Origin of the sequence: Pedobacter sp. KACC 23697, from assembly GCF_045348445.1 — a bacterium.
Lineage (GTDB): Bacteria > Bacteroidota > Bacteroidia > Sphingobacteriales > Sphingobacteriaceae > Pedobacter.
On the sequence record NZ_CP157485.1, the window covers coordinates 2,611,698 to 2,631,310 of the forward strand.

The window sequence follows — 19,613 nt, forward strand, 5'->3', positions numbered from 1 at the left end:
GAAATATTGCGATTTCTAAATCCCTTCTTTTTGTTACGAGCTCAACTACAAGGTAGCCATATCAATCACAAACCTGTAACGCACATCACCTTTTTGCATTCTATCGTAAGCAGTATGGATATCTTTCATATCAATCATTTCGATATCTGAAACGATATTGTTTTCTGCACAGAAATCCAGCATTTCCTGAGTTTCGGCAATACCGCCAATACCTGATCCTGCTAAACTTTTCCGCCCGCCCAATAAACTAAAAGCGGCAATTTCTGCTGGTTTTGGTGGAACCCCCACACAGATATGTGTGCCATTTGTCCTTAACAAAGAAAGATACATGTTAAAATCATGCTCAGCAGATACGGTATCCAAAATAAAATCGAATGTACCTTTAGCTGCTTTAACCTGTTCAGGATCGGTAGTTACCACAAAATGGTGTGCACCTAATTTTTTGGCATCCTCTTCTTTTTTAGGCGAAGTACTTAAAACCGTTACTTCAGCGCCAAAAGCTACACCAAATTTAACAGCCATGTGGCCCAAACCACCTAAGCCCAATACAGCCAGTTTATGTCCTTTTCCAACTTTCCAGTGCCTTAATGGCGAATAAGTGGTAATACCTGCACATAAAAGTGGTGCTACAGCAGCCAGATTTAATTTATCTGATACATGAAGTACAAATTCTTCTCTTACCACAATCGTATCAGAATAACCACCATAAGTTGGTGTTTTACCATCTCTCTCTAAACTATTGTATGTTTGGGTATTTCCTTCCAGACAATATTGTTCTAAATCCTGCTTACAGTTTTCGCAAACCTGACAAGAATCTACCATACAGCCGGTTCCCGCCAGATCGCCCACTTTAAATTTTGTTACGTGGTCTCCAACCTTCACTACCCTGCCTACAATTTCGTGGCCAGGAACCATAGGGAATATCCCCTCAAACCAATCGTTTTTGATCTGGTGCAGATCTGAATGGCAAACCCCGCAGAAAAGTATTTCGAACTGAACATCATGAGGCCCTACTTCCCGGCGTTCAAAATTCCAGGGTGCAAGATCCGTTTGGGCATTTTGTGCCGCATATCCTTTTGTTGCTATCATAAAAATTTAAATTAATTAGAGTTAACAAATGTAAACAGCTATTTGTTAAGGATAATTACACAAATCAAATCAATCATTATAAAATTCAAACAATTACCTACAACATTAATCCCGCTAACTGCGCATACTGCAGCAACATCATTGTTTTGCCATCCCTTATCTCACCACATTTCATCATGTTAAGTGCCTTTTCGAAAGGTAATTCCAGCACTTCTATCTCCTCATTTTCCTCCTGCAATCCTCCTCCATCATGCAATTTCATATCGCTCGAGTAGGCTGCAACAAAAAAACATAATAGCTCGGTAACTGAGCCGGGCGACATATAAGCCTCGAAAACTTTTTCTACCTGATCAATCCTGAATCCAGTTTCTTCTTCCGTTTCCCTTCTGATACAATCTTCCGCATTATCATGATCCAACAATCCGGCGCAGCACTCAATCAGGTAACCTGTATCATTTCCATTAATAAACGTCGGCAACCTGAACTGACGCGTCAGTACAACCGTCTGATTTTCCTTATTATACAACAATATGGTCGCACCATTTCCCCTGTCATAGGCTTCACGTTCCAAAATAGATGTAGCTCCATCAATACCGGTCATTTCGAAAACGACTTTTTTGAGGGTGTACCAATTATCAGATAAAATCTGGGTATCCACAATATTAATATTTTTCATTTTGATTATTTTTGATTAATTATGATTAAATTTGATCGAATTAAATCATTATATATGACATTTCAAAAAAGGGTGCAAAAAATTCTGGATCTTTTAGAAACCTATGGCGAAGTTGAAATCCGACAGTTAGCTACTGGAATTGGTGTTTCAGAGGTCACAATAAGAAGAGACCTTGCTAACATGGCTTCAAACGGACTACTCTATCGTACACATGGAGGGGCTATGAAAATAAGTGATGTGATTAAGCCTGTTTCATTTGTTAGTAAAGCGGAAGTTAATCTAAAGGCAAAAGAGGCAATCTGCAAAAGGGCTGCAGCAGATATTATTGATGGAGATGTTATATTTATGGATTGTGGCAGCACAGCTTTTAGATTATGCCAGTTTATTAAAAACAAAGATATTAAGATAATTACCAATTCGCTGCCGATAGTAAATGAGTTGCAGGGCAGTGCAGTAACGATAAACCTTATTGGAGGTGAAGTTGATATAACCAGGCAAGCCGTTCATGGCACTATGGCACTCGAACATATTTCCAGATACCATGCTTCTAAAGCCTTTTTAGGCATAGATGGGATTACTGCTGAAGGACTTTATGCAGGTAGTGAGTCTGAAGCTTCTAATACTTTGGCAATGGCAGCACAAGCCGGTCGCACTTATTTGCTCTGTGATGCCACTAAAATAGGAAAGACTTCGTATCTGAAATTTAATGATTTATCGCTTGTGGATATTTTAATAACCGACTATAACGGTTCTGAGGTAAACAAATTCGAATCAAAAGGGATATCCGTATATTCAGTAACCGGTTCATAAGTGAGCATTGAACAAAGCCCAATTGATCAATCGGTGCGCATCGCATTGATTTAAGCAGATCGCAGGTTATTCATCATCTATTTTTTGAACTAAAGATTCTTTATCATACTGATTTACAGGACGTGACAAGAAATCGCTTTTAGCATCCATCAAAATTTACAATATTTGTAGTATTGAAATGTCGGAATCAAATCCCGATTCTTACATTTTTCTTTCCCCAAATACAAAATAATGGGGCTTAATAAACGTTATGACAAACACAAATAAATCTGTAATTTTGAGCCATGTATAATAAAAGTGATATTGAATTAAAGGTAGCGGAATTTTTATTACAGATAAAAGCAATTAAATTACAACCAAATAATCCTTTTACCTGGGCATCTGGTTGGAAATCGCCAATTTATTGCGACAACAGAATTACCCTTTCCCACCCTCAGGTGAGAACTTACATCCGGCAGAAACTTGCGCAGGCCATACAAGAAGAGTTTGGCTCAGTAGATGTTATTGCAGGTGTTGCTACTGCTGGAATCCCCCAAGGTGTTTTAGTAGCCCAGGAACTGGGTTTACCATTTATTTATGTAAGAGCGAAGGCAAAAGAACATGGTACTGGAAGTTTAATTGAAGGCGAAGTGGTAGAAGGTCAACGTGTGGTGGTTATCGAAGATTTAATTTCAACCGGAAAAAGTAGTTTGCAGGCTGTTGAAGCCTTGAGAGCTGCAGGATTATCGGTAGCGGGCCTGGCGGCAATTTTCACCTACGGTTTCGAAAAAGCAGATGAGAACTTTGCTGCAGCAAAATGTCGGTACTTTACCTTATCAAACTATGCAGCGTTGATCGATTATGCTGCCGAACATAGCATTATTGCCAAAAGCGACATGGAACTATTAGGCAGATGGCGTTTAAATCCTTCAGAATGGGGACAGGGGCAGGTTTTGAGTTCAGAGTCTTAAGTTCGGAGTAAAACAAATCTATACAAATATATAATGACTGTTATCGAGAGCACAGTAGAAGTTAATAAACCGGTTGCTGAGGTTTACGCTTTTCTAACCAATATGAACAATCACCAGCAATTAATGCCAGAAAACATTTATAACTGGGAATCAACCGAAGATGATGCACGGTTTACTATTCAGAATATGGCAAAATTGGCCATCAGCATTTCGAGCAGGGTTGAGAACCGGGAAATAACAGCAATCCCGAGCGAAAAAGCGCCTTTCGATGTAGAATTAAAATGGACAGTAACAGATAACGGAAACGGAACTACTACAGCAAAACACATCATTTCAGCTGATTTAAATATGATGATGAAAATGCTGGCATCTGGTCCACTACAAAAACTGGCTGACCATCAGACCGGGAAACTGAAAGAAATCTTAGGATAGTATTTGATGATACAAATTTCCATGATTTAACAGCTATATCAGACGAACTAACCTTCGTCTTTTTTTATGCGTAAAAATTCCATTGCGGTTCATTGATCCGCATATTATTTTAATATCTTAGTTTTTGGATAAGCCTCAAACGATGAACCTCAATTTTTTACAGATAACTACTTTACTTTTCGCCCTTTCTCCCCTTTTCAAAACCTCAGCTCAATCGCTTACAGCCTTAAAAACCGAATATTTGGTCAACCCGATTGGCTTAGACAGTCCGAACCCGCGCTTTACCTGGCAAATGAACGATACCAATCAAGGTGCCAAACAAAGTGCTTACCGCATTCTGGTAGATACTGATTCTGCTTCGCTGGTAAAAGCCAATGTTAAAGTATGGAACACAGGCTGGGTGAAGTCAGACCAAAATCTGGTGATTTATTCGGGCCGACCACTAAAACCTTTTACCAAATATTTCTGGCGGGTCGATATTGCCAATGGAAACAATGATAAATCAGATAAAACCTATATCGCCAGTTTTGAAACAGGGATGATGAAAACGGAAAACTGGCAGGGTGCCTGGATTTCGGATACCGAAAACACCAAACTTAAACCTGCACCCTACTTCCGCAACACCTTTAGTACCAGTAAAAAAATTAAATCTGCCAGGGCCTATATTGCTGCCGCAGGTTTGTACGAACTTTCGTTAAACGGTAAAAAAATAGGGAACCACCGCATGGATCCGATGTACACCCGGTTTGACAGGCGTACGCTATATGTTACTTATGATGTGACTAATGCCATTAGTCAGGGTAAAAATGCCATTGGCGTATTATTGGGCAATGGCTGGTATAACCATCAATCAACCGCAGTTTGGTATTTCGACCGTGCTCCCTGGCGCAACAGACCCACCTTTTGTCTTGATGTGCGCATCACTTACCAGGATGGCACAACCGAAACCATTAAATCTGGAAAAGACTGGAAAACCGCTTTAAGTCCTATTGTTTTCAACAGCATTTACACCGCTGAGCATTACGATGCACGTTTAGAAAAAACAGGATGGAATACCCCAGATTTTGATGATAAAGACTGGAAAGAAGTGATGTTCCGTTCTGCACCATCAAAAAATATTGTGGCACAGGCCCTGCACCCTATCCGTAATGTGGAGGAAATAGCTAGTAAAAGCATTAAAAAATTTAATGATACCACTTACCTGTTCGATCTGGGTAGAAATATTTCTGGTGTGAGCAAAATCACTGTAAATGGTCCTGCCGGAACGGTTATTAAACTCAAGCACAGCGAACGTCTATACCCCGACGGACATGTGGATATCTCGAATATAGACGCCCATTACCGCCCAACTGACAATACCGATCCATTCCAGACCGATATTTTAATCTTAAATGGAAAAGGTGCACAGAGTTTTATGCCGCATTTCAATTATAAGGGTTTTCAATATGTAGAGGTAACCAGTTCTGGTCCGGTACAATTGAAGAAAGAAGATCTGGTTGGCTATTTTATGCACAGCGATGTGCCCGTTGTGGGTGATGTCAAATCATCAGAACCGATTATCAATAAAATCTATTATGCGACCAACAATTCGTACTTATCAAATCTGTTTGGTTATCCGACCGATTGTCCGCAAAGGGAGAAAAACGGCTGGACAGGTGATGCGCAAATTGCGATAGAAACAGGACTTTACGGGTTTGATGGTATTACCATTTACGAAAAGTGGCTGGCCGATCACCGGGATGAGCAACAGCCAAATGGCGTTTTGCCCTCTATTATCCCTACCGATGGCTGGGGCTACGAATGGGGCAATGGCCCCGACTGGACCAGTACCATTTCCATTATCCCCTGGAATGTTTATTTGTTTTATGGAGACAAAAAACTGCTTACCGATTGTTACGCGAACATCAGAAAATATGTGAACCATATTGACGAAACCTACCCTACCGGTTTAACCACGTGGGGTTTGGGGGATTGGATACCAGTAAAATCCAAATCTCCTGTAGAGCTTACTTCAACCTGTTATTATTATGCCGATGTAGTGATTTTGGCTAAAGCGGCCAAAATCCTCGGTAAAAATAATGATTATCTCAAATATACTGCCCTGGCTAAAAAAATAAAAGATGCTTTTAACGCCAAATACCTGAATAAAGAAAAAGGGATTTACAACACGGGCATCCAAACCGAAATGAGCGTTCCGTTATACTGGAAAATCGTTCCGGAAGAATCGGTCGCCCTGGTTGCAGAAAATTTGGCCAAACGTGTAGAAGCCGATGAGTTCCATCTGGATGTTGGATTACTAGGCACAAAAGCCATTTTAAACGCACTGAGCGAAAATGGTTACAGCGATATAGCCTACAAAGTTGCGGCACAAAAAACCTATCCAAGCTGGGGCTGGTGGATGGAAAACGGGGCCACTACACTATACGAAAACTGGCCAATTGATGCCAAATCAGATATTTCCATGAACCACATCATGTTTGGGGAAATCGGCGCCTGGTTATATAAATCGCCGGGTGGCATTAAACCGGATGAAAAACAACCTGGTTTTAAACATGTAATACTTGATCCGCATGTAATGGAAGGTCTAAATTCTTTTGAGGCTAGTCATGTTGGTCCATACGGGAAAATTAGCAGCGCCTGGAAAAGAATTGATAACGGAATCAGGTACGATATTACCATCCCGGCCAATTCTACAGCCGCAATCAACCTACCGCTTACACGTGGCATGGATAATTATATAAATGGTAAGATAAATAACATTGGAAAATTAGATTTAGCGGCTGGTAAGTATGTGATTGAGCAGAAAGCCAAAAAATAATCCAGACCTCCTAGATTCTTAATGTATTTGTCTTTTATGTTGTCATCCTGAGGGATAATTTATTGGATAAAAATCAATATGAAAGACAATAGAATTTAATGGAAAATCTCTCCAAGGATCGTCATTGCGAGAAGGCTTTTTCAGCCGACGAAGCAATCTTTATAGCAAGGATTACTAGCAGTAAAGATTGCTTCGTCGTTCCTCCTCGCAATGACAACCTTTTTTGGGTGCCTGTCAATGGCAGGCACGAACAATCTTAAAAGCAATGTATTACTGATTCATCGATTAATATTGCTTCAAAGTCTATACATTGTAAATAAAGATACTGCATTCAGAATAACACCAATGATTCCGCGTTAGGGATTGTAAGGGTTCAGTGCCGATCCTTCATCGGTACCGGAGCGAAGCGAAGCCCTGCAAAGCCCGGCCCTTTCCCGATTTTTCATCGGGATTGGGAAACGCCCAAATAAGTTAACCATTCGCAATACTTCACAACGTATTGTAAACCTGTGCCGTTGAAACATAATAATCACGACAAATTTTCAGCATAAAATACTAAAAATCAGTAATTTAGTCACTTACAACAAAAACTTACCGACAAAATTTCCGATTGTAAAACCAAAACAGATATGGCATTTGTTTTGATTTAAAAGCAATATGAACTTCAACAATTTTACCATAAAAGCCCAGGAAGCAGTTCAACAGGCTTCTGAAATAGCCCAAGGCAACCAGCAACAGGCTATTGAAACGGCACACCTGCTTAAAGGTTTGCTTACTGTTGATGAAAACGTAGTTTCTTATGTGTTAAAGAAGTTAAACGTTAACTTAAATTCATTAAATCAAAATCTGGATGCAGAGATTGCCAGGTTCCCGAAAGTGAGCGGAAGCAATGTATATCTTTCATCTAATGTCAATAACGTTTTACAAAAGGCGCAAACGTTTTTAAAAGAGTTTAAAGATGAGTTTGTGTCTGTAGAACATCTTTTATTAGGTATTTTAGCTGTTAATGACAGCACTTCTAAGCTATTAAAAGAACAGGGGGTTAACGAGAAAGACCTTAAAAAAGCCATTACAGAATTGCGTGGCGATAACCGGGTAACGGATCAAAATGCCGAAGCCACTTATCAGGCTTTGAGCAAATATGCCCGTAACCTGAATGAGTATGCCGAAAGTGGCAAACTGGACCCCGTAATCGGTCGCGATGAGGAAATCCGCCGGGTCATCCAGATTTTATCACGCAGAACCAAAAACAACCCAATTTTGATCGGTGAACCTGGTGTGGGTAAGACGGCCATTGCGGAGGGAATTGCCTTTAGGATCATAAAAGGTGACGTACCAGAAAACCTGAAAAGTAAAGTGGTTTATTCGCTTGATATGGGCGCATTGATTGCTGGCGCAAAATATAAAGGCGAATTTGAAGAGCGTTTAAAAGCTGTAGTTAAAGAAGTTACCCAAAGTGATGGCGATATTATCTTATTTATCGACGAGATCCACACGCTGGTTGGTGCCGGTGGCGGAGAAGGTGCAATGGATGCGGCAAACATCTTAAAGCCTGCGCTTGCACGCGGAGAGTTGCGCGCTATTGGTGCAACCACTTTAGATGAGTACCAGAAATATTTAGAAAAAGATAAAGCTTTGGAACGCCGTTTCCAAAAGGTAATGGTTGAAGAACCAGATACCCAGGATGCCATTTCGATCCTGCGTGGCTTAAAAGAGCGTTACGAAACCCACCACAAAGTGAGGATTAAAGATGAAGCCATTATTGCGGCTGTAGAAATGAGCCAGCGCTATATTTCTGATCGTTTCTTACCGGATAAGGCCATCGATTTAATGGACGAGGCCGCATCTAAACTGCGCATGGAAATGGACAGTGTGCCGGAACATGTTGATGCTTTAGACCGTGAGATTATGCGCCTGGAAATTGAACGCGAAGCCATTAAGCGTGAAAAAGATGATAGAAAGGTTAAAGAACTTTCGGAAGAAATTGCCAACCTTTCTGCAGAGCGTGATGAATTTAAAGCAAAATGGCAGGGTGAAAAAGACCTGGTAGATGCGGTGAATAATGAACTGGAGCAGATTGAACACTTCAAGTTAGAGGCCGAACAAGCAGAACGTGCCGGAGATTATGGCAAGGTGGCCGAAATCCGTTACGGTAAAATTAAGGAAGCTCAGGATAAGGTTGAAAAACTTAAAGCCGATTTAGAAAGCCAGCAAACCGATAGCCGTATGCTGAAAGAAGAGGTTACCGCTGATGATATTGCAGGTGTGGTTGGCCGCTGGACCGGTATTCCCGTTACGAAACTGATTGCCAGTGAGCGCGAAAAACTGCTTCACTTAGAGGAAGAGCTACACCAGCGCGTGGCTGGTCAGGACGAAGCCATTGAAGCCATTTCTGATGCCATCCGCCGTTCTCGTGCAGGTTTACAGGATAAACGCAAACCTATTGGTTCTTTTATCTTTTTAGGTACTACCGGTGTAGGTAAAACAGAGCTTGCAAAAGCCCTGGCCGAATTTTTATTTAACGATGAAAATGCACTCACCCGTATTGATATGAGTGAATACCAGGAGCGTCATGCGGTGTCGCGATTAATCGGAGCGCCTCCGGGGTATGTGGGGTATGATGAAGGCGGACAGTTAACCGAGGCTGTTAGACGCAAACCTTACTCTGTAGTGTTGCTTGACGAGATTGAAAAAGCACATCCTGATGTATTTAACATCCTGTTGCAAGTGCTGGATGATGGCCGTTTAACGGATAATAAAGGTAGAACCGTGAATTTTAAAAACACCATCATCATCATGACCTCGAACATTGGTGCGCATTTAATTCAGGATAACTTTAAAGATTTAAGCGACGAAAACCGCGAGGAGGTCATTGCGAAAACCAAAAACGAATTGTTTGAGGTATTGAAACAGACCATTCGTCCGGAGTTTTTGAACCGGATTGATGAGCTGATTATGTTTACGCCTTTAAACCGTAGCGAAATCAGAAATATCGTAAGCTTACAGTTTAAACAGGTACAGCAAACTTTGGCCGAAATGGGCATAGAAATGGATGCCAGTGATGATGCATTGGATTGGCTGGCACAATTGGGTTACGATCCGCAGTTTGGTGCAAGGCCGTTGAAAAGGGTCATTCAAAAAAGAATCTTAAATGAGTTGTCTAAGGAGATATTGGCAGGAAAAATTGACAAAGACAGCAAAATCAAGTTAGATATGTTCGATCATAAATTTGTGTTCCTGAATCAAAACGTTGATTAATACATTCCGGTAAAATCCCGTCTCAATGAAATTGGGGCGGGATTTTTTGTTTTAAACTTTAAGGACTCAAAGAAAACAATTGAGAGGCTGTATCATTAATTACAATTCAATCGGATTTGTCACGTTGAGCCTGCCGAAACGTCTTGCAATACATTTAAATAGGTCATTCGACAAGCTCAGGATTGACAATTCTATATTGATGAGACAGCCTCTTTTTTTTACCAATATTAGCTATTGAACTGAAAAACCTGATTTATTTAGCGTTTTTTAACTTAAAGTGGGTTGTAGCAATGATTTTAGATGTTTAAATTGCAGATATAAGCACCTGAAAATGAATCTAAAAACTGCTCTGCTTCTGTTTTTTGCATGCGTTGCTACCCAAAGTTTCGCTCAAAAATTTCAAAAATCAGCACTTTTAAAAGACATCAATACCTTACCTATGCCTGATACGGGCAAATTTGTCTCTGCGTTCTTTAGCACGAATGAAAAGCCTAATATCATAGCCACACATGTGCTTGCCCCGCAGGTTGATGTTTTAGCATCGATAATCATGACGAGCACCCTGGGTAAGGGACAGATTTTTGCCATAGGCTCATCGGAGTATTTTGAAAGCAAATTATTGGCTGATCAAAATGTTCAAAAATTATTAAAAAACATTATCCAAACTGCAAGAAATCATCCTAAAAAACTGAAGGTAGCAGTGACCAAAAAAGCTGATGTAGCACTGATCAATGCATTGAAAGCCAATAAAGCTAAAGTTTACGTCGCAGATAGCAGTAAATTACAGCCCAATACCGACATTTACTTTTTAACAAATGACGTGAAGGATACGACAGCGCTTAAGGCCATTGAAAAATATATCGCTGATGGTAGAAGTTTGGTTTATGGCTCCCCATATCCATATATTTTCAAGCAAAGAGATCCCAATAAATCTTACGTAAATGATCTGATAAAAATAAATACCTTATTAAGCAAGGCAGGTATATTTAATGCCTATACCCTGTTAATGGCTGAACATGCCAAAGATAGTTTGACGCTAACAAAAGAACCTTTTTATCTGCTATTGAAGAACATTTTGAGTGAACTGTCAAAATCTTCTCCTAAAGAAGCTAGCCCCGCCGGGTATGCTTATGGTATAGAGCCTACGCTCGACCTGGCTTTTTCAAACCATGCAGATACCAGTAGGTTGATCAGGAAAATGAAATCGATACTTTCAATCAGCGATTCACTTCCGATACCAACGCGAAAAAATCCACTTGATATTTCAACAGCTGCCAAAAAAGCGGGCTATCAATTTTCAAAATATCTTTTCGAAAAATCTCACAATAAAGAAAACTCAACAGATTTTGTGTTCCCGGAGAGCAAATCATTTCCTGGCGAAGTACCTAAAACAGCAAAAAGAACTACCGAGTTGATTGATATTGCCGTTAAAGTAGGTTCGCAAGGTTTAGCTGACCCTTATCCTAACTATTTTAGGTTACACAGTACAGGCGTTTATGTGCCTGCCGGCGAAAAAATTAGCATTGTGATCGACCCAAAATATAAAAGCCAATATTTAAAGGCACAGATCGGTATCCATAATGACGATTTAAAACATATGGATAAGCTGGTAAGATCAGGTTTTGATCTCACCAGATCTTTTGAACTGGAAAAAGATACCACAACCGTTTTTTCACCTTATGGCGGACTGTTATACATTAGAATTCCAGACAGTTCCACACTTAAATCGATCAGTATTATTGCACATGGTGTGGTAAAAGCTCCTTATTACAAACTGGAAAAAAATAAGTTGACCGACTGGGCAAGCATCAAAAATAATCCTGCGCCTTGGACAGAATTAGCTACAGATAAAATTATTCTCACCGTACCTACCTATCGCATTAAAAACTTAGAAAATCCTGAGTCATTATTGAAATTATGGGACCAAATAATGGATGCAGATGCCGATTTAGCCGTTATTAGTCAAACCAGAACACATCCCGAACGGATAATCATTGATAATCAGGTTGCTTATGGTTATATGTTCACAGTTTGGGATAAAATTGTGGCCCCAGACGACGAAAGTTGCGAATTAATGCTTAATGAAAAAATGCTGAAAGAGAAAGGAAGCTGGGGCCATTTCCATGAACTTGGCCATCGCCATCAATTCTGGGGACTCGATATGGATGAAGTTGGCGAAGTAACCACTAACCTTTATACCATGTATGCGTATGATAAAGTACTAAAAAAAGGCCTCTACAATCACGAGGGAATGGAAAGTAAAGATGAGGTAAATAAAAAAATCAACAATTACCTTCAAAACCAGCCTACTTTTGAAAAATGGGGAAAGGAACCCTTCACCGCTTTGTGCATGTATATCCAGCTTATTGAACATTTTGGATGGGAGTCTATCATTAAAGCCAACAAAATATACCGCGATATGGATCCTAGAAAATACTACGACCATCCGCTGAATAATCAACAACGGATCGATCTCTGGTATACAACCATCTGCAAAACTACCAATGCCAATTTATCGTCGTTTTTCGAAATATGGAAAATACCGGTGAGCGAAAAAGCAAAAGCAGCGGCCAAAAAATATAATATCTGGATTCCTCAGGAGTTGGTTACTTACCTACCTCAATAGTCCGGCAATGCTGAAATATTAAAAATCCATTGGACCTTTTCTATGGGTTTTTCTTTAAAAAAAATCAACTAATACAGCAGTTCATTTTTCTTGCTTTTTGTTTCAATAATGATTATTATTGATTACACACAAAAACACAAATAAAATGAAACCTAAATTAATCATTATGGCACTGCTATGTGCCGTTAGTTGGCGCAGCTATGCCCAAACCGAAAAAGGAACCGGCTTTGTTGGCGGAAGCCTCAGTTTTGGAACTTCCAAACAAAACAGTTCATCACCCAGCTTAAACACATTTACCTTAACGCCAAGGGGAGGCTATTTTTTAGCCAATAATTTTGCTCTTGGTCTGGAAATCCCCTTAAATCTGTCGAAGCTCAGGGGAGAAAGTTATATGGCATGGAATGAAGAATACGGTTATTATGAAGAACAGCGTGGAGTAAAGGAATTCAGCTTTGGTTTTTCTCCTTTTGTGCGCAAATACATCGACGTTAAAGATCGTTTTAAGTTTTTCATGCAAGCCAACCTACTTTTACAGGTGAACACCTTTAACCGCATTGATGATGAAGGTTACCTGATCCGCACGGATGCGAGAATCAAGGGATGGGGCGCAAGCATCAGTCCTGGCTTCAGTTATTTCATATCCAAACACGCAGCGCTGGAGTTTTCAGTACCTGTTGTCTCTTTTTTCCATCAAAATTACTATGCTGAAGAATCGCTATACAACTATGATAAAACCAATAACTTAAAGCTAGCGCTGCAAAATTTCACACCAACATTTACTTTTAATTATCACTTTTAACCTTCAATAAAATGAAAAATATATTTAGCCTGCTAAAATTAAATGTTTTAAGCTTAGTCCTGGTTTTAACTTATCCGTTTAAAGTAAAAGCACAAACTGAAGCAAACACAGAAATAAAATATTACAGAAGTATTTTCCCCGAAGAAAATGGAAAGATCAAATCAATCGGCAATACCAATTTCGAATACTACAAAAGCATCTTCCCGGAAGAAAACGGAAAGATTAAATTCATTGGAGATAAGAAATTTGAATATTACAAAAGTATTTTTCCGGAAGAAAATGGTAAAATTAAATCTGTAGGTGATCAAAAAATTGAATACTTCAGAAGTATCTTTCCTGAAGAAAATGGGAAAGTCAAATCAATCGGAGATATGCCTATCGAATATTATAGAAGCATCTTCCCTGAGGAAGATGGAAAAATAAAATCAATTGGTAATGTTACGATCGAATACTACAGAAGCATTTTCCCGGAAGAAAACGGGAAGATCAAATCAATTGGCGGTGCCCAGATCGAATATTACAGAAGCATTTTTCCAGAAGAAAATGGAAAGCTCAAATCAATTACAGGTAAAATAGGCAGCGATTGCAATTTCTCTCCTACTGAACTTTATTACTTTATCCTGAATGCAAACTTAAAGTAAAATACAATCTATTCATTCTTATTACCGAACACCGATCTAATCATAAGGTCGGTGTCTTTTTTTTAAAGTGACAATCAAACAATTAACATCAAATAAAACTAACATTATAGTTTTATTTCAGCTTTTTTATTTATCATTGGATACACAAAAACACAAATGAACATGAAAAAACAATTATTAACGCTGGTCGCAATATGCGCTATCGCTATGGGTGCTAATGCCCAAACAGAAAAAGGAGACAATTTAATCGGTGGTTCTATTGGATTTAATAATAGTAAACAGAAGCCATTGAATTCTACTAATACTTTTTCTACCGGTAATTCAAAATCGTTTAATATTGCACCACGCTTCGGCCATTTTTTTGGAAAAAATCTGGCGCTGGGTCTACAGATTGGATATGGCGGAAATAAGTCGGAATCCCAATCAACATATTTTCTGGGAAGTGGCAGTCCACAATTCATTAATTCAGTTGATAAAAGTCATTCCTTTAATGTTATTCCATATTTAAGGTATTACGTAGATATTGTTCATAAATTTAAATTCTTCGGCCAGGCAAATGTCGGAATGGCTTTTGGTAAAAGCACGTATAACCTAACGTCTTCAGGAAATTATATTACCGAAACCACCCATTATAAAACCACCTATTATCAGGCTTCGATCAACCCTGGCTTTGCATTCTTCCCAACTAAAAAATGGGCTGTTGAGCTTTCTTTTCCTTTACTTGCTTACAGTAAACAAAACATGAAAGACGATGGTGTAAATTTAAATTCTCAAGCCTCAAGTAATGAATCATTTACATTTGGCTTTAGTTCTTTTACACCAAGTGTTGGGGTTAACTTACATTTTTAATCAGATAGTGCCATCTTTAGGATGGATGGCACTATTTTTCTATTTCTTCTTCGTCTCAATATTCGGTAAAAAACCGGTTAATAAACCGATCAAAGGCAGAAATGCACAAACATTAAATACATATCCGATACTGGTAGCATCTGCTAATTTACCCAACAATGCCGATCCGATACCGCCCATACCAAAGGCAAAGCCAAAAAACAAACCCGCAACTAAACCTACCTTTCCAGGAATCAATTCCTGTGCATAAACCAGTATCGCAGAAAAAGCTGATGCCAATATCATCCCGATTGGAACAATAAGTACCCCTATCCAAAATAAACTGGCGTGTGGAAGCAATAAAGCAAATGGAGCGGTACCCAATATCGATGCCCAAATGACATATTTACGCCCAATTTTGTCTCCTATTGGTCCGCCCAATAAGGTTCCGGCAGCTACCGAAAACAAGAAAACAAATAAATAGAGCTGTGAGGTTTGTACCGAAACCTTAAATTTATCGATCAGGTAAAAGGTAAAATAGTTTGTTAAACTCGCCATGTAGAAATATTTCGAAAAAATCAACAAAAGCAAGATACACACCGAAAAGATCACCTTTCCTCTCGAAAACTGACTCACAACGGTTTGAATATTAATTTTTTTACTTCTCGAAAGCATAAACCCCTTATACCAGTTGCCAACATACGTGAGAATAACAATTGCCAAAAGCGCAATAACCGAAAACCAGATGACGCTGAACTGCCCGTAAGGAACAATAATCCAGGCGGCTAATAACGGACCTAAAGCACTACCGGCATTACCCCCTAATTGAAAAAAAGATTGTGCCAATCCCCTTTTCCCTCCAGATGCAGCGTGTGCCATCCTTGAGGCTTCCGGATGAAATACCGATGAACCTATCCCGATAAAAGAAACGGAAATTAATATGGTGTAAAAATGGCTGGATAAAGAAAGCGAAACCAAACCAAGCAGGGTAAACCCCATGCCTATCGCCAATGAATATGGCTGAGGTTTTTTATCGGTATACAAACCTACAAAGGGCTGTAACAGCGATGCCGCTAATTGGAAGGTAAGTGTAATTAATCCAATCTGCGAAAAACTTAAATGATAGCTGTTTTTAATGATGGGATATATTGCCGGAATTAAGGATTGTATGGTATCATTTAATAAGTGCGAAAAGCTCAAGGCAAAAAGTATCGGGAAAACGGTTTTTTCAATAATAGAGGCGGTAGAAGTATTTTCGGTCATAACAGGTAGCTTATCTTCCAAAATTAAGGATTATATTTTTCTAACTGGCCCGATTGCCCTTGCAAGGCCAAACATTTTAATCAGGTACTGGTTTTATAACTATGGAAAAAAACAGAAAAATTGTTGGCTTATGCGGAAGTTTAAGGAAAGGCTCCTATAATGCCATGTTACTTAAAGTTGCAGGCAGTTTAATACCAAAAGATATTGAATTTGAAACCGTTAGTTTTGAAGACGTTCCGGTTTACAACGAAGATCATGATCTGCCTCAGGTGGAGGAAAGACCAGCAAGTGTGGTCAAATTCAGAAATGCCCTGGCTACTGCAGATGCTTTTATCATTGTTTCTCCAGAATATAATTATTCTATTCCCGGTGGATTAAAAAATGCGATTGATTGGGCAAGCCGCGGAAAAGATTCGCCGTTGATGCATAAACCCGTTGCACTAATGGGCGCAACGCAGGGCATGTGGGGAACAGTTAGAATGCAGAACGCATTTTCACCTGTATTTACATTTTTAAATATGAATCCGGTGTTACAGCCAGAAGTTTTGATTGCACAGGCCCAAAATAAATTTGACGATAATGGAAATCTGAATGACGAAAAAACCATTTCCATTATCCAAAAGAAAATAGACAACCTCATCTCGGCTTCTAAGGTTTAACCAAAGATCTAGGCCAGGCATTTTCCGAAAGCTGCCATTTTTGCTACAAAACAATCTGACATTTCTACAAAAAAAGTCAGATTGTCAATTTGTCATGCCTAAAAAATTAATCAATCGATTGATTTATTGTCACACGAAAATAATATTGAATTAACACTAAATTCACATCTGTTTGTAAGCTAACCAGTTAACCAGAAACTGATTTTTTAATGACGTTAACAGCGTTTTTTGGCACAAGTGTTGACTTTTAGGCAAATATAGTCAGAAATTAAAATAGTAAAATTGACTATATTTTAATCACAAATAATTCATAAAAAAGATGAAAAAATTATTATTATCTTTAGTAGCAGTAGCAGGTTTAGTTTATGGTGCACAAGCACAAACTGAAAAAGGAAATTTTATGTTAGGTGGTAACGTAGGTGTAAATTCTACAAAAGTAGATGGTGCTCCAAAGGCAGATTTCAGCTTCAGCGTAGTGCCTAGTGTTGGCTATTTTGTTGGCAACAACTTTGCAATCGGTACAGGTGTAGGTTACGAATACGATAAAAAAGTAAGCAGCAGAACAGAGAATGGTGCATTTAAAGTTGCTCCTTTTGGCCGTTACTATGTTGGTTTATCAGATCAGTTTAAATTCTTCGGACAATTATCAGTGCCTATGGCTTTTGGTGAATTAAAAGCAACTGATGTTAACGGCGATAACGCAGTTAAATTGGGTACCACAACCAAAATCGGTGTAGAAGTTGCACCAGGTTTTGCTTTCTTCCCAACCAAGAAAATCGGTATCGAACTTTCAGTTAAAGGTTTAAGCTATGACAACTATACTGTTAAAGCTGAAGGAACTGGTGCTAAAGTTAAAACAAACACTTTTGGTTTAAATGCTGATACTTTTGCACCAAGATTAGGTGTACAGTTCTACTTTTAATTCATTCTCCCTAAGGAGACAATTAATAAAATGACTTTTTTTCGAAGAGCGTCCCGATATTAAATCGGGACGCTTTTTGTTTACTGCTTTTCCCGGATGGATTTAAATTCCGATCCTTCTTTCCATTTCGGATATGAAGTTTCATTACTGATGCGGTATCCCATATCAAAAAGCATCCTGATATCTTCTACAATACCTGATAAATCCCACGTTTTAGCATCGAAATTATCCTGTGGCGAATGGTAACGGAATTTAGTAAAATCAGCCACCTGTTTTAATCCCCATTCCCTACCGTTTTTAATGTTATCAACCCCCGAACCTGTAAACAACGAGGGTACACCAACCTTAGCCAAATTAAAATGATCAGATCGGTAGTACAAACCAGATGATGGAACAGGATCCGGTACAATTACCCGTCCCTGCTTTTTAGCGGCTTCCGCTGCATAATCTTCCAGTTCTGACTGGCCAAAGCCATATACCACAATGTCTTTTGTTTTGCCCGCTATCCCCATCATATCCATATTGATGTTCGCAACGGTTTTATCCAATGGAAAAACAGGATGTTTGGCATAATACTCTGATCCTAAAAGACCTTGCTCTTCTGCTGTGTAAGAAATAAACAGAATGGTACGCCCGGTTACTTCAGGCAATTTTTTAAATGCCGAAGCAATCTCGAATAAAGCGGCTACCCCTGTTGCATTATCAACCGCTCCATTATAAATAGAATCGCCCTGCACTTTTTCTCCTATGCCTAAGTGGTCCCAGTGTGCCGAGTATATAATCGCTTCATCTTTACGTTTATCGCCCGGTATTTTTGCCAGCACATTATAGGTGACCGATTTTTTGATGGTATTTTTAACCTTTAATGAGGTGGTAATATTTAAATCAACAGCCTTAAAACCTTTTTTGCGGGCACTTAAAGCCAATTGATCGAATGATTTTCCATCCAAGGCAAACAGCTGTTTCGCCTTATCTAGCGTAATCCAGCCTTCTACTACAGCCCTGCTCATTCCGTTGTCTTCACTTTGCAGGGTAAGTTTAGATTTCGACCAACCGCTTCGAACAACTGTCCACGGATAAGCCGCTGGCTCGGTATCGTGAACAATAATAATCCCCGTGGCTCCATGCCGGGCAGCTTCTTCAAACTTATAGGTCCATCTGCCATAGTAAGTCATATTTTTACCCTTAAACAAAGTAGAATCGGCAAAACCAGGATCATTAATCAACACCACCACCGTTTTTCCCTTTACATCAAGATTCGCATAATCGTTCCAGCCGTATTCTGGGGCAACTATACCATAACCTGCAAAAATCAGCGACGAATTGCTGATGCTTACTTCATCCTGTACGCGGCGGGTACCCGCCACAAAATCAGTTAAATAATTTAAGGTCAGCGAAGCCGTTTTCCCTTTGAATATCATTTGATCATCCGGTACAGACTTAATTTCTACCATCGGTACTTCCTGGAAGAAACTATTTCCATTGCCTGGCTGCAGACCTAGTTTCTCGAAGTGGTTTTTTAAATAATTAATCGTTTTGGTTTCGCCGTTGGTAAAGGGTTTTCTTCCTTCTAAACTATCAGCAGCAATAACAGATAAATATTGGGTTAAACTAGAATCATTAATGGCTTTTATGGCTAAAGAATCAGCACCAACAGCATTGCTTTTTGTACTTTGCTTACAGGAACCAAAGAAAAGTAATGCGCTACTGGAAAGAAGAAGAAGTTTTTTCATTTTAATTTTTTTCTGAATGGTCTAATTGTTTAAAATACTAAGAAAACAGCAGATTCTCATATTATCTGTAAAAAGGATAGCCATATCTCAACCGCAGCGTTCAAAGGTT

General features: G+C 39.2%; 15 protein-coding genes. 11 read left to right on the forward strand and 4 right to left on the reverse strand.

All coding sequences use genetic code 11. From position 1 onward, the window contains the following. Positions 1–45 precede the first annotated feature (45 nt). Positions 46–1,089 (reverse strand): NAD(P)-dependent alcohol dehydrogenase, encoded by a 1,044-nt coding sequence (locus ABEG20_RS10440; protein WP_406827311.1) that lies wholly within the window; start codon positions 1,087–1,089, stop codon positions 46–48. 97 nt (positions 1,090–1,186) lie between these two features. Next, entirely contained in the window at positions 1,187–1,765 is a 579-nt protein-coding gene (gene nudK, locus ABEG20_RS10445; protein WP_406827312.1) for a GDP-mannose pyrophosphatase NudK, read from the reverse strand. A gap of 21 nt (positions 1,766–1,786) precedes the next feature. Between nudK and ABEG20_RS10450 the strand changes: the two genes are divergently transcribed. The 9 genes from ABEG20_RS10450 (at position 1,787) to ABEG20_RS10490 (ending at position 14,948) form a co-directional block, all read left to right on the forward strand. Next, positions 1,787–2,575, forward strand: coding sequence for a DeoR/GlpR family DNA-binding transcription regulator (locus ABEG20_RS10450; protein ID WP_406827313.1), 789 nt, complete (start codon positions 1,787–1,789; stop codon positions 2,573–2,575). A 284-nt stretch (positions 2,576–2,859) separates the two neighbouring features. Continuing rightward, positions 2,860–3,525 (forward strand): orotate phosphoribosyltransferase, encoded by a 666-nt coding sequence (gene pyrE / locus ABEG20_RS10455; RefSeq protein WP_406827314.1) that lies wholly within the window; start codon positions 2,860–2,862, stop codon positions 3,523–3,525. 33 nt (positions 3,526–3,558) lie between these two features. Continuing rightward, positions 3,559–3,957, forward strand: coding sequence for an SRPBCC family protein (locus ABEG20_RS10460; RefSeq protein WP_406827315.1), 399 nt, complete (start codon positions 3,559–3,561; stop codon positions 3,955–3,957). A 142-nt stretch (positions 3,958–4,099) separates the two neighbouring features. After that, on the forward strand, positions 4,100–6,775 hold the full coding sequence (locus ABEG20_RS10465; protein ID WP_406827316.1) for a family 78 glycoside hydrolase catalytic domain: 2,676 nt from the start codon (positions 4,100–4,102) through the stop codon (positions 6,773–6,775). A 657-nt stretch (positions 6,776–7,432) separates the two neighbouring features. After that, a complete protein-coding gene (gene clpB / locus ABEG20_RS10470) occupies positions 7,433–10,033 on the forward strand; it encodes an ATP-dependent chaperone ClpB (RefSeq protein ID WP_406827317.1) in 2,601 nt (866 codons plus the stop codon). 331 nt (positions 10,034–10,364) lie between these two features. Further along, positions 10,365–12,659, forward strand: a complete 2,295-nt coding sequence (locus ABEG20_RS10475) for a M60 family metallopeptidase (protein WP_406827318.1) — start codon at positions 10,365–10,367, stop codon at positions 12,657–12,659. Positions 12,660–12,804: 145 nt separating this feature from the next. Continuing rightward, on the forward strand, positions 12,805–13,458 hold the full coding sequence (locus ABEG20_RS10480) for an outer membrane beta-barrel protein (RefSeq protein WP_406827319.1): 654 nt from the start codon (positions 12,805–12,807) through the stop codon (positions 13,456–13,458). An 11-nt stretch (positions 13,459–13,469) separates the two neighbouring features. Beyond that, positions 13,470–14,099, forward strand: a complete 630-nt coding sequence (locus tag ABEG20_RS10485) for a hypothetical protein (RefSeq protein ID WP_406827320.1) — start codon at positions 13,470–13,472, stop codon at positions 14,097–14,099. A 162-nt stretch (positions 14,100–14,261) separates the two neighbouring features. Further along, positions 14,262–14,948, forward strand: coding sequence for an outer membrane beta-barrel protein (locus tag ABEG20_RS10490; RefSeq protein ID WP_406827321.1), 687 nt, complete (start codon positions 14,262–14,264; stop codon positions 14,946–14,948). A 39-nt stretch (positions 14,949–14,987) separates the two neighbouring features. On the opposite strand, the gene ABEG20_RS10495 is transcribed toward ABEG20_RS10490, so the two are convergent. Beyond that, positions 14,988–16,190 carry an MFS transporter gene (locus tag ABEG20_RS10495; RefSeq protein WP_406827322.1) on the reverse strand — a complete coding sequence of 401 codons (1,203 nt, stop codon included), beginning with the start codon at positions 16,188–16,190 and terminating at the stop codon, positions 14,988–14,990. A gap of 101 nt (positions 16,191–16,291) precedes the next feature. Between ABEG20_RS10495 and ABEG20_RS10500 the strand changes: the two genes are divergently transcribed. Both ABEG20_RS10500 and ABEG20_RS10505 read left to right on the forward strand, forming a co-directional pair. Then, on the forward strand, positions 16,292–16,849 hold the full coding sequence (locus ABEG20_RS10500) for an NADPH-dependent FMN reductase (protein WP_406827323.1): 558 nt from the start codon (positions 16,292–16,294) through the stop codon (positions 16,847–16,849). A gap of 319 nt (positions 16,850–17,168) precedes the next feature. Then, on the forward strand, positions 17,169–17,771 hold the full coding sequence (locus ABEG20_RS10505) for an outer membrane beta-barrel protein (protein ID WP_406827324.1): 603 nt from the start codon (positions 17,169–17,171) through the stop codon (positions 17,769–17,771). A gap of 80 nt (positions 17,772–17,851) precedes the next feature. On the opposite strand, the gene ABEG20_RS10510 is transcribed toward ABEG20_RS10505, so the two are convergent. Next, on the reverse strand, positions 17,852–19,504 hold the full coding sequence (locus tag ABEG20_RS10510; RefSeq protein WP_406827325.1) for a M28 family metallopeptidase: 1,653 nt from the start codon (positions 19,502–19,504) through the stop codon (positions 17,852–17,854). Positions 19,505–19,613 lie beyond the last annotated feature (109 nt).

Bases quoted from the DNA above. Each gene is read 5' to 3' on its own strand.
- clpB (WP_406827317.1), top strand. From the start codon at position 7,433: ATGAACTTCAACAATTTTACCATAAAAGCCCAGGAAGCAGTTCAACAG.
- ABEG20_RS10460 (WP_406827315.1), top strand. From the start codon at position 3,559: ATGACTGTTATCGAGAGCACAGTAGAAGTTAATAAACCGGTTGCTGAG.
- ABEG20_RS10465 (WP_406827316.1), top strand. From the start codon at position 4,100: ATGAACCTCAATTTTTTACAGATAACTACTTTACTTTTCGCCCTTTCT.
- ABEG20_RS10450 (WP_406827313.1), top strand. From the start codon at position 1,787: ATGATTAAATTTGATCGAATTAAATCATTATATATGACATTTCAAAAA.
- ABEG20_RS10480 (WP_406827319.1), top strand. From the start codon at position 12,805: ATGAAACCTAAATTAATCATTATGGCACTGCTATGTGCCGTTAGTTGG.
- ABEG20_RS10505 (WP_406827324.1), top strand. From the start codon at position 17,169: ATGAAAAAATTATTATTATCTTTAGTAGCAGTAGCAGGTTTAGTTTAT.
- ABEG20_RS10475 (WP_406827318.1), top strand. From the start codon at position 10,365: ATGAATCTAAAAACTGCTCTGCTTCTGTTTTTTGCATGCGTTGCTACC.
- pyrE (WP_406827314.1), top strand. From the start codon at position 2,860: ATGTATAATAAAAGTGATATTGAATTAAAGGTAGCGGAATTTTTATTA.
- ABEG20_RS10495 (WP_406827322.1), bottom strand. From the start codon at position 16,190: ATGACCGAAAATACTTCTACCGCCTCTATTATTGAAAAAACCGTTTTC.
- nudK (WP_406827312.1), bottom strand. From the start codon at position 1,765: ATGAAAAATATTAATATTGTGGATACCCAGATTTTATCTGATAATTGG.
- ABEG20_RS10485 (WP_406827320.1), top strand. From the start codon at position 13,470: ATGAAAAATATATTTAGCCTGCTAAAATTAAATGTTTTAAGCTTAGTC.
- ABEG20_RS10490 (WP_406827321.1), top strand. From the start codon at position 14,262: ATGAAAAAACAATTATTAACGCTGGTCGCAATATGCGCTATCGCTATG.
- ABEG20_RS10510 (WP_406827325.1), bottom strand. From the start codon at position 19,504: ATGAAAAAACTTCTTCTTCTTTCCAGTAGCGCATTACTTTTCTTTGGT.
- ABEG20_RS10440 (WP_406827311.1), bottom strand. From the start codon at position 1,089: ATGATAGCAACAAAAGGATATGCGGCACAAAATGCCCAAACGGATCTT.
- ABEG20_RS10500 (WP_406827323.1), top strand. From the start codon at position 16,292: ATGGAAAAAAACAGAAAAATTGTTGGCTTATGCGGAAGTTTAAGGAAA.